Below are 11020 nucleotides of genomic sequence, written 5' to 3'. Positions count from 1 at the left end.
GGTGTAAGTGAACTGTAGTTGCCATGTTTTACGGCAATGAGAGCAGAGATAGCGCTGATGTCCGGCAGTGCTTTTGCCGTTACGCACCACGCCTTCAGTAGCGGAGCAGGAAGGACATCTGATGGAAATGGAAGCCACGCAAGCACCTTAAAATCACCATCATACACTAAACCAATAAGTTGGCAGCATTACCAATAGTTGGTTATAAATACGTCTTTAGTTCATCAGCACTAAAACTCAGGCTTTGGCTGATTACATTTATAGCAGCATAATATGTTTTTACAGTTTTATAATGATTATGATGAATGGCTATATGAACAGCTGACATGTTGTCATGATTTTTAGCGGCCAACAGTGTGAATAACTGACGTTGACTAAAAGAATATTTTTTTGCAAAAATATTCAGCGTCGATATATAAGATAACACGACGTCTTCATTACCCTTGCTCATGGCGATGTATAATACAGGGGTTCCATGTGCTGTAGCGCCTTTTAATAAATCCATGATGTTAGCTTTGCTCAACTTGTATTTAAAGGCGATGCCATTAATTTTAGAGAGGAACCGTGTGACACACAAAGGGTGATTATTTTCCATTGCAGCAAACAACCCTAGTTCACCATCACGTGTTTTCATTGCTAAAATATCCATCACTATTTTTTTGTTTAAAAGCTCTTGTGCTATTGGAGTGGTTAATGCATTCAGAAAGATATCGATTGTTTCATCGAACCCATACAACATGGAGATATAGAGCCCAGGTGTTTCGTTAGCACTTTTAGTTTGCAGTAATTTAACCAGATTATCTTCATGAATGATATGATTGTATATCAGTGACTGAATTTCTTGCATAAATATTTTTACGTTGTCAGTATGTCCGTTCATCATAGCCAGAAATAAAGCAGGTGTACCAACGCTATTCTGCGCAGTTATTATTTCAATGATTTCTTTTTCAGGGAGTATGGGCAACTGTTTGAATAATGTAATAAGCTGTTGAGTCTGGCCTGTGGCCATTATTAACAACATTGCCGATGGATGTATAGGGGCAAATGGCATTCGTGATGCAATACCCGCGAAAATAGCCCCTGGAACTCCCACAGGTAATAGGGGCAGAATAGCAATTGCACAGTTGCGAACATACCTGTCAGCCCAGCTCTGAGCATCGGGACCTGAACTGATGAACTTATCAAGCGAAAGAAAGCCCCGTGCTGTCCTGTGGGTGCCTCTGACGGCAACGTTGGTATCGTTCGGGTCGTAGACGGACACTACATAGTTTAATTGTCCATACACTAACTGCTTTATTCGTAGCCTTACTGACAAAGTATGATTGTCTATATATAAAATCGCGGACATATGACTGACATTGTTTGCCATCATTCGACAAAAGAAAATATCTAAAGCGAAGCCAAAATCCTTACTCGCGATAACGCGACTCCCTGCAGGAGGATGGCGAAGTAATGCTCTGAACTCCGCATCCCGGACTAAGGGGACATGCTGCTGTATGGATTCAACGGAGGAGTAATGTTTAATCAGGTTGACTTTGCCTTTTCCATTTCTCAATGAATCAAGGGCGTATTGCAATGACAGATGGCGACAAAAAATAGCGTCAGAAGGAGATTGCAAAAAACATGCACTACCATTGAGATTTACTGTTGGTTGTATAGTTTTTTCTCTATGGCTTTTTTTAGACAGTTTCATACAATGGTTACGATCTTCGGCAGTTAACTGTTCCTGCTCAATATAATCCAGTATGCTTCGCAAATGGTTAGCCTTAATAGGCGTGGTTTCCAGAAATAAGGGAATGATTTCTTTTTTATAGTGTAATGTAATAAGTATATTTTCTGCATGGATGGGTGAAGTGGCAAAGTTAATGATAAAAAGGGCAGTGGAGTAACAATTTTGTGATATTTTTCGACAGTTTGCGGTAAATTCCTGAGTAATACAGTATGACAGCATCGAACTTAAGTCAGAGGTATCAAGTAGGGTGATGAGTTGGCGCGCAAATTGATTAATAAGCTCTGATGAAGGCGTTGGTATGTCGCTATCGATGTGCAATCTATGAGGAGACTTATAATGAGTTCTGATAATGATATCGTTTTGACTCATAATCTATTCACCTTATATATACTGGAGGTTTTGAGGATGATGATTAATTATTATCGCCAGAACGAAATGTGCACGAAAAATTGCTATAAGAATTGTGTCACTTTTATCATTGTGATATGACCACTTCGTCATTAATCTCATGATCGTTTAAATACTACCGCCAAATCACGCAACGAACTTTGCTGGATTCAGTTTATGCTGCTGTAAATCCGCTCGCAGTAAACCTTTCAGACGCACCGTGATGTTATCAGTGGTTCTTTAAGCGTTTTGCTGGTGTACTCACTACAAACGAATTGCGAATCGAATCAATGTGAAACGGAAAGGTACAATCTCCCTTTTTTTAGTGTTAACATCGTTCAACCGGGTGGAAGGTGAGAGGTTAATGTCTTTCATTTGTGTACCTGATTGCGAACCAATTTAGCATTTGTTGGCTAGATGGTTTCGCAATGAACTGTTAATAAACAAATTTTTCTTTGTATGTGATCTTTCGTGTGGGTCACCACTGCAAATAAGGATATAAAATGCCTGTTATAACTCTTCCTGATGGCAGCCAACGCCATTACGACCACGCTGTAAGCCCCATGGATGTTGCGCTGGACATTGGTCCAGGTCTGGCGAAAGCCTGTATCGCAGGGCGCGTTAATGGCGAACTGGTTGATGCTTGCGATCTGATTGAAAACGACGCACAACTGTCGATCATTACCGCCAAAGACGAAGAAGGTCTGGAGATCATTCGTCACTCCTGTGCGCACCTGTTAGGGCATGCGATTAAACAACTTTGGCCGCATACCAAAATGGCAATCGGCCCGGTTATTGACAACGGTTTTTATTACGACGTTGATCTTGACCGCACGTTAACCCAGGAAGATGTCGAAGCACTCGAGAAGCGGATGCATGAGCTTGCTGAGAAAAACTACGACGTCATTAAGAAGAAAGTCAGCTGGCACGCAGCGCGTGAAACTTTCGCCAACCGTGGGGAGAGCTACAAAGTCTCCATTCTTGACGAAAACATCGCCCATGATGACAAGCCAGGTCTGTACTTCCATGAAGAATATGTCGATATGTGCCGCGGTCCGCACGTACCGAACATGCGTTTCTGCCATCATTTCAAACTAATGAAAACGGCAGGGGCTTACTGGCGTGGCGACAGCAACAACAAAATGTTGCAACGTATTTACGGTACGGCGTGGGCAGACAAAAAAGCACTTAACGCTTACCTGCAGCGCCTGGAAGAAGCCGCGAAACGCGACCACCGTAAAATCGGTAAACAGCTCGACCTGTACCATATGCAGGAAGAAGCGCCGGGTATGGTATTCTGGCACAACGACGGCTGGACCATCTTCCGTGAACTGGAAGTGTTTGTTCGTTCTAAACTGAAAGAGTACCAGTATCAGGAAGTTAAAGGTCCGTTCATGATGGACCGTGTCCTGTGGGAAAAAACCGGTCACTGGGACAACTACAAAGATGCAATGTTCACCACATCTTCTGAGAACCGTGAATACTGCATTAAGCCGATGAACTGCCCGGGTCACGTACAAATTTTCAACCAGGGGCTGAAGTCTTATCGCGATCTGCCGCTGCGTATGGCCGAGTTTGGTAGCTGCCACCGTAACGAGCCGTCAGGTTCGCTGCATGGCCTGATGCGCGTGCGTGGATTTACCCAAGATGACGCGCATATCTTCTGTACTGAAGAACAAATTCGCGATGAAGTTAACGGATGTATCCGTTTAGTCTATGATATGTACAGCACTTTTGGCTTCGAGAAGATCGTCGTCAAACTCTCCACTCGTCCTGAAAAACGTATTGGCAGCGACGAAATGTGGGATCGTGCTGAGGCGGACCTGGCGGTTGCGCTGGAAGAAAACAACATCCCGTTTGAATATCAACTGGGTGAAGGCGCTTTCTACGGTCCGAAAATTGAATTTACCCTGTATGACTGCCTCGATCGTGCATGGCAGTGCGGTACAGTACAGCTGGACTTCTCCTTGCCGTCTCGTCTGAGCGCCTCCTATGTGGGCGAAGACAACGAGCGTAAGGTACCGGTAATGATTCACCGCGCAATTCTGGGGTCGATGGAACGTTTCATCGGTATCCTGACCGAAGAATTCGCTGGTTTCTTCCCGACCTGGCTTGCGCCAGTTCAGGTTGTTATCATGAATATTACCGATTCACAGTCTGAATACGTTAACGAATTGACGCAAAAACTATCAAATGCGGGCATTCGTGTTAAAGCAGACTTGAGAAATGAGAAGATTGGCTTTAAAATCCGCGAGCACACTTTGCGTCGCGTCCCATATATGCTGGTCTGTGGTGATAAAGAGGTGGAATCAGGCAAAGTTGCCGTTCGCACCCGCCGTGGTAAAGACCTGGGAAGCATGGACGTAAATGAAGTGATCGAGAAGTTGCAACAAGAGATTCGCAGCCGCAGTCTTAAACAATTGGAGGAATAAGGTATTAAAGGCGGAAAACGAGTTCAAACGGCGCGCCCTAACCGTATCAATGGCGAAATTCGCGCCCAGGAAGTTCGCTTAACAGGTCTGGAAGGCGAGCAGCTTGGTATTGTGAGTCTGAGAGAAGCTCTGGAGAAAGCAGAAGAAGCCGGAGTAGACTTAGTCGAGATCAGCCCTAACGCCGAGCCGCCGGTTTGTCGTATAATGGATTACGGCAAATTCCTCTATGAAAAGAGCAAGTCTTCTAAGGAACAGAAGAAAAAGCAAAAAGTTATCCAGGTTAAGGAAATTAAATTCCGTCCTGGTACAGATGAAGGCGACTATCAGGTAAAACTCCGCAGCCTGATTCGCTTTCTCGAAGAGGGTGATAAAGCCAAAATCACGCTGCGTTTCCGCGGTCGTGAGATGGCGCACCAGCAAATCGGTATGGAAGTGCTTAATCGCGTGAAAGACGATTTGCAAGAACTGGCAGTGGTCGAATCCTTCCCAACGAAGATCGAAGGCCGCCAGATGATCATGGTGCTCGCTCCTAAGAAGAAACAGTAAGGCCTTCAAGTAGCACTGTCTGTGGAGCCTTCGGGCTTCACAGGCTTTGTTCGCCTTTGTTTCGTTTATTAACAATGCGAAGTGGAAGTTATTAAAATGCCAAAAATTAAGACCGTACGCGGTGCTGCTAAGCGCTTCAAAAAAACCGGTAAAGGTGGTTTTAAGCACAAGCACGCTAACCTGCGTCACATTCTGACCAAAAAAGCGACCAAACGTAAACGTCACCTGCGTCCGAAAGCCATGGTTTCCAAAGGCGATCTGGGCCTGGTAATCGCGTGCCTGCCGTACGCATAAGCCGTTAACGTTTTTAACTTTTTAATTAGAATATAGATACAGGAGAGCACATATGGCTCGCGTAAAACGTGGTGTTATTGCACGCGCACGTCACAAGAAAATTTTGAAACAAGCTAAAGGCTACTACGGTGCGCGTTCTCGCGTATACCGCGTTGCCTTCCAGGCTGTTATCAAAGCTGGTCAGTATGCTTACCGTGACCGTCGTCAACGTAAGCGTCAGTTCCGTCAACTGTGGATTGCACGTATCAACGCAGCAGCACGTCAGAACGGTATTTCTTACAGCAAATTCATCAATGGCCTGAAAAAAGCCTCTGTTGAAATCGACCGTAAGATCCTGGCTGATATCGCAGTATTCGACAAAGTAGCGTTCACCGCTCTGGTTGAAAAAGCGAAAGCAGCTCTGGCATAAGCCAGTTGAAAGAGGGAGCTAGTCTCCCTCTTTTCGTTTCAACGCCATCAAAACATTGACTTTTATCGCCGTAGCCTTTTCAATAAAGGTCTTTTGAAGAGTACCAAAAGGTAACGCAAGCAATGAATGCTGCTATTTTCCGCTTCTTTTTTTACTTTAGCACCTGAATCCAGGAGGCTAGCGCGTGAGAAGAGAAACGGAAAACAGCGCCTGAAAGCCTCCCAGTGGAGCTTTTTTTGTATGCGCGTTTTGAAAAATAAAAAGCCAGTCTATCAGGCGTAATTGTCGCAGCCAGTCTGGATACGGCCAGCGCGGAGAAACCGGAGCGTATTTAAGTACGTGAGAATTTCGAGCACTGCCCGGGACCAAAATGGCAAGTAAAATAGCCTGATGGGATAGGCTCTAAGTCCAACGAACCAGTGTCACCACTGACACAATGAGGAAAACCATGTCACATCTCGCAGAACTGGTTGCCAGTGCGAAGGCGGCCATTAGCCAGGCGTCAGATGTTGCCGCGTTAGATAATGTGCGCGTCGAATATTTGGGTAAAAAAGGGCACTTAACCCTTCAGATGACGACCCTGCGTGAGCTGCCGCCAGAAGAGCGTCCGGCAGCTGGTGCGGTTATCAACGAAGCGAAAGAGCAGGTTCAGCAGGCGCTGAATGCGCGTAAAGCGGAACTGGAAAGCGCAGCGCTGAATGCGCGTCTGGCGGCGGAAACGATTGATGTCTCCCTGCCAGGTCGTCGCATTGAAAACGGCGGTCTGCATCCGGTTACCCGTACCATCGACCGTATCGAAAGTTTCTTCGGTGAGCTTGGCTTTACCGTGGCAACCGGGCCGGAAATCGAAGACGATTATCATAACTTCGATGCTCTGAACATTCCTGGTCACCACCCGGCGCGCGCTGACCACGACACTTTCTGGTTTGACACTACCCGCCTGCTGCGTACCCAGACCTCTGGCGTACAGATCCGCACCATGAAAGCCCAGCAGCCACCGATTCGTATCATCGCGCCTGGCCGCGTTTATCGTAACGACTACGACCAGACTCACACGCCGATGTTCCATCAGATGGAAGGTCTGATTGTTGATACCAACATCAGCTTTACCAACCTGAAAGGCACTCTGCACGATTTCCTGCGTAACTTCTTTGAGGAAGATTTGCAGATTCGCTTCCGTCCTTCCTACTTCCCGTTCACCGAGCCTTCTGCAGAAGTTGACGTCATGGGTAAAAACGGTAAATGGCTGGAAGTGCTGGGTTGCGGGATGGTGCATCCGAACGTGCTGCGTAACGTTGGCATCGACCCGGAAGTTTACTCTGGTTTCGCCTTCGGGATGGGGATGGAGCGTCTGACTATGTTGCGTTACGGCGTCACCGACCTGCGTTTATTCTTCGAAAACGATCTGCGTTTCCTCAAACAGTTTAAATAAGGCAGGAATAGATTATGAAATTCAGTGAACTGTGGTTACGCGAATGGGTGAACCCGGCGATTGATAGCGATGCGCTGGCGAATCAAATCACTATGGCGGGCCTGGAAGTTGACGGTGTAGAACCGGTTGCCGGTAGCTTCCACGGCGTGGTCGTTGGTGAAGTGGTTGAGTGTGCGCAGCATCCGAACGCTGACAAACTGCGTGTGACAAAAGTGAATGTCGGCGGCGATCGCCTGCTGGACATCGTCTGTGGTGCGCCAAACTGTCGTCAGGGCCTGCGTGTGGCGGTAGCTACCATTGGTGCTGTTCTGCCGGGTGATTTCAAAATTAAAGCGGCGAAACTGCGTGGCGAACCGTCTGAAGGGATGCTGTGCTCCTTCTCTGAACTGGGAATTTCTGACGATCACAGCGGCATTATCGAACTGCCTGCAGATGCGCCGATTGGCACTGACATCCGCGAATACCTGAAACTCGATGACAACACCATCGAAATCAGCGTAACGCCAAACCGTGCCGACTGCTTAGGTATCATTGGTGTTGCGCGTGACGTTGCCGTGCTGAATCAGCTGCCGCTGGTTGAACCGGAAATCGTTCCGGTTGGTGCGACCATCGACGACACGTTGCCGATTACAGTCGAAGCGCCTGAAGCCTGCCCGCGCTATCTTGGCCGTGTGGTAAAAGGCATTAACGTTAAAGCGCCAACTCCGCTGTGGATGAAAGAAAAACTGCGTCGTTGCGGGATCCGTTCTATCGATGCAGTTGTTGACGTCACCAACTATGTACTGCTCGAACTGGGCCAGCCGATGCACGCTTTCGATAAAGATCGCATTGAAGGCGGCATTGTGGTGCGGATGGCAAAAGAGGGCGAAACGCTGGTGCTGCTTGATGGCACTGAAGCGAAGCTGAATGCTGACACTCTGGTCATCGCCGACCACAACAAGGCGCTGGCGATGGGCGGCATCTTTGGTGGCGAACACTCTGGCGTGAATGACGAAACGCAAAACGTCTTGCTGGAATGCGCTTTCTTCAGCCCGCTGTCTATCACCGGTCGTGCTCGTCGTCATGGCCTGCATACTGATGCGTCTCACCGTTATGAGCGTGGCGTTGATCCGGCACTGCAGCACAAAGCGATGGAACGTGCGACCCGTCTGCTGATCGACATCTGCGGTGGTGAGGCTGGTCCGGTAATTGATATCACCAACGAAGCAACGCTGCCGAAGCGTGCAACCATCACTTTACGTCGTAGCAAACTGGATTGCCTGATCGGCCATCATATTGCTGATGAACAGGTAACTGACATTCTGCGTCGTCTCGGCTGCGAAGTGACCGAAGGCAAAGACGAGTGGCAGGCAGTTGCGCCGAGCTGGCGTTTCGATATGGAGATTGAAGAAGATCTGGTCGAAGAAGTCGCGCGTGTTTACGGCTACAACAACATCCCGGATGAGCCGGTACAGGCAAGCCTGATTATGGGTACTCACCGTGAAGCTGACCTGTCGCTCAAACGCGTGAAAACGCTGCTCAACGACAAAGGCTATCAGGAAGTGATCACCTACAGCTTCGTTGATCCGAAAGTGCAGCAGATGATCCATCCAGGCGTTGAAGCCTTACTGCTGCCAAGCCCGATCTCTGTTGAAATGTCAGCAATGCGTCTTTCTCTGTGGACCGGCCTGCTGGCAACCGTGGTGTACAACCAGAACCGTCAGCAGAACCGTGTGCGCATTTTCGAAAGCGGTCTGCGTTTCGTACCAGATACTCAGGCACCGTTGGGCATTCGTCAGGATCTGATGTTAGCCGGTGTGATTTGCGGTAACCGTTACGAAGAGCACTGGAACCTGGCAAAAGAGACCGTTGATTTCTATGATTTGAAAGGCGATCTTGAATCCGTTCTCGACCTGACCGGTAAACTGAATGAGGTTGAGTTCCGTGCAGAAGCGAATCCGGCACTGCATCCGGGGCAATCCGCAGCGATTTATCTGAAAGGGGAACGTATTGGTTTTGTTGGAGTTGTTCATCCTGAACTGGAACGTAAACTGGATCTTAACGGTCGCACTCTGGTGTTCGAACTGGAGTGGAACAAGCTCGCAGACCGCGTGGTGCCTCAGGCGCGCGAGATTTCTCGCTTCCCGGCGAACCGTCGTGACATCGCGGTGGTGGTCGCAGAAAACGTTCCCGCAGCGGATATTTTATCCGAATGTAAGAAAGTTGGCGTAAATCAGGTAGTTGGCGTAAACTTATTTGACGTGTACCGCGGTAAGGGTGTTGCGGAGGGGTATAAGAGCCTCGCCATAAGCCTGATCCTGCAAGATACCAGCCGTACACTCGAAGAAGAGGAGATTGCCGCTACCGTCGCCAAATGTGTAGAGGCATTAAAAGAGCGATTCCAGGCATCATTGAGGGATTGAACCTATGGCGCTTACAAAAGCTGAAATGTCAGAATATCTGTTTGATAAGCTTGGGCTTAGCAAGCGGGATGCCAAAGAACTGGTTGAACTGTTTTTCGAAGAGATCCGTCGCGCTCTGGAAAACGGCGAACAGGTGAAACTCTCTGGTTTTGGTAACTTCGATCTGCGTGATAAGAATCAACGCCCGGGACGTAACCCGAAAACGGGCGAGGATATTCCCATTACAGCACGGCGCGTGGTGACCTTCAGACCCGGGCAGAAGTTAAAAAGCCGGGTCGAAAACGCTTCGCCCAAAGACGAGTAATCTGATCTAACTAAAAAGGCCGCTCTGCGGCCTTTTTTCTTTCAATAACTAATTGATTTATAATGTTTTATATCTCTTCGTTCCACGATGCGTCCACATTTAGTGGGGGGAGGGGAGTAAGCCCGCTACATTGTGGGCTTTGTCTTATAGTCTGATCACTGTTTCAAGTCGGTGAGGACACCAAAAAGAAACCCCGCAGTTTTTACGCTGCGGGTTTGTTGTTCATGTCTGTGAGATAGGGTGCCTTATCGACCTTACCCTGGCAACCGATTGACGGGGGATTGCTCCCCCGTCGCGGTTTCCTTACTGCTTACACTGTAAGAACGCCGCAAACTCCGCTCCCCAGAAGCTCATCCGTATTTCGCACAGCGAACCGTGCAGCATCCAGATGATGAGGATTGCCGTCACGCAGAACGTGATGGCCGTAAGCGATTTTTGCGACATAGCGCTTGCTCCTTTTTCGGGGAGGCGCTAACCTATCACTTGCTTAGGGTAGACGGTTAGGGCCTCGGTTAAACAAAAATGTTTTCCGGGGCCTTTCCACATCTGGCCTTCAGGTATTCCCTCCGACCATCAGCCGAAAGGCACCCGCGCGTAATCTATCGCTTTTTTGTTACTCCGGCAATTCTGCTCGTTAATTCTGAGGTAAGGGCAAACTCATCTGATTGTTTCCTCTGTGTGAAGTTGGCAGTTCATGCCACGGGTAGACTGGCCCCCTGAATCTCCAGACAACCAGTATCACTTAAATAAGTGATAGTCTTAATACTAGTTTTTAGACTAGTCATTGGAGTACAGATGATTGATGTCTTAGGGCCGGAGAAACGCAGACGGCGTACCACACAGGAAAAGATCGCAATTGTTCAGCAGAGCTTTGAACCGGGGATGACGGTCTCCCTCGTTGCCCGGCAACATGGTGTAGCAGCCAGCCAGTTATTTCTCTGGCGTAAGCAATACCAGGAAGGAAGTCTTACTGCTGTGGCCGCCGGAGAACAGGTTGTTCCTGCCTCTGAACTTGCTGCCGCCATGAAGCAGATTAAAGAACTCCAGCGCCTGCTCGGCAAGAAAACGATGGAAAATGAACT

General features: G+C 48.2%; 12 protein-coding genes, 1 pseudogene and 1 other annotated feature. Of the genes and pseudogenes, 9 read left to right on the top strand and 4 right to left on the bottom strand.

Annotated features, from left to right (window positions below):
- Both BFF42_RS03370 and espL1 read right to left on the bottom strand, forming a co-directional pair.
- The coding region (locus BFF42_RS03370) for an insA N-terminal domain protein (protein WP_001645659.1) at positions 1-138 on the bottom strand (138 nt) is incomplete at its 3' end.
- A gap of 64 nt (positions 139-202) precedes the next feature.
- Entirely contained in the window at positions 203-2101 is a 1899-nt protein-coding gene (gene espL1 / locus BFF42_RS03365; RefSeq protein ID WP_000081096.1) for a type III secretion system effector EspL1, read from the bottom strand.
- A gap of 521 nt (positions 2102-2622) precedes the next feature.
- Between espL1 and thrS the strand changes: the two genes are divergently transcribed.
- From thrS to ihfA, 8 genes are all read left to right on the top strand, one after another.
- Positions 2623-4551 carry a threonine--tRNA ligase gene (gene thrS / locus BFF42_RS03360; RefSeq protein ID WP_001144196.1) on the top strand — a complete coding sequence of 643 codons (1929 nt, stop codon included), beginning with the start codon at positions 2623-2625 and terminating at the stop codon, positions 4549-4551.
- A 3-nt stretch (positions 4552-4554) separates the two neighbouring features.
- Complete coding sequence (infC, locus tag BFF42_RS03355) at positions 4555-5097, top strand: translation initiation factor IF-3 (RefSeq protein ID WP_001700733.1); 543 nt, start codon at positions 4555-4557, stop codon at positions 5095-5097.
- Positions 5098-5193: 96 nt separating this feature from the next.
- Positions 5194-5391 carry a 50S ribosomal protein L35 gene (gene rpmI / locus BFF42_RS03350; protein WP_001124225.1) on the top strand — a complete coding sequence of 66 codons (198 nt, stop codon included), beginning with the start codon at positions 5194-5196 and terminating at the stop codon, positions 5389-5391.
- 52 nt (positions 5392-5443) lie between these two features.
- Positions 5444-5800, top strand: a complete 357-nt coding sequence (rplT, locus tag BFF42_RS03345; protein WP_000124850.1) for a 50S ribosomal protein L20 — start codon at positions 5444-5446, stop codon at positions 5798-5800.
- A gap of 116 nt (positions 5801-5916) precedes the next feature.
- Positions 5917-6040 (top strand) — a sequence feature (Phe leader region).
- A complete protein-coding gene (pheM, locus tag BFF42_RS03340; protein ID WP_001386830.1) occupies positions 5923-5967 on the top strand; it encodes a pheST operon leader peptide PheM in 45 nt (14 codons plus the stop codon). Its footprint overlaps the feature before it by 45 nt.
- 208 nt (positions 6041-6248) lie before the next feature.
- Positions 6249-7232 (top strand): phenylalanine--tRNA ligase subunit alpha, encoded by a 984-nt coding sequence (gene pheS / locus BFF42_RS03335; protein WP_000018595.1) that lies wholly within the window; start codon positions 6249-6251, stop codon positions 7230-7232.
- A gap of 14 nt (positions 7233-7246) precedes the next feature.
- Positions 7247-9634, top strand: coding sequence for a phenylalanine--tRNA ligase subunit beta (gene pheT, locus BFF42_RS03330; RefSeq protein ID WP_000672352.1), 2388 nt, complete (start codon positions 7247-7249; stop codon positions 9632-9634).
- A 4-nt stretch (positions 9635-9638) separates the two neighbouring features.
- Positions 9639-9938: an integration host factor subunit alpha gene (gene ihfA, locus BFF42_RS03325; protein ID WP_001229265.1), complete on the top strand. Its 300-nt coding sequence runs from the start codon at positions 9639-9641 to the stop codon at positions 9936-9938.
- A gap of 303 nt (positions 9939-10241) precedes the next feature.
- On the opposite strand, the gene BFF42_RS03320 is transcribed toward ihfA, so the two are convergent.
- Both BFF42_RS03320 and BFF42_RS28530 read right to left on the bottom strand, forming a co-directional pair.
- Entirely contained in the window at positions 10242-10382 is a 141-nt protein-coding gene (locus tag BFF42_RS03320) for a Hok/Gef family protein (RefSeq protein WP_000078916.1), read from the bottom strand.
- Between the two features lie 190 nt (positions 10383-10572).
- A pseudogene (locus BFF42_RS28530) lies at positions 10573-10641 on the bottom strand (ogr/Delta-like zinc finger family protein); the annotation flags it as partial.
- Between the two features lie 92 nt (positions 10642-10733).
- Here BFF42_RS28530 and BFF42_RS03315 point away from each other — a divergent pair.
- Positions 10734-11020: transposase (locus BFF42_RS03315; RefSeq protein ID WP_000567737.1), on the top strand; the 287-nt coding region annotated here is incomplete at its 3' end.

Origin of the sequence: Shigella sp. FC1661, from assembly GCF_001712525.1 — a bacterium.
Classification (GTDB): Bacteria; Pseudomonadota; Gammaproteobacteria; order Enterobacterales; family Enterobacteriaceae; genus Escherichia; species Escherichia coli.
This window is presented reverse-complemented; position numbering and strand designations above follow the sequence as displayed.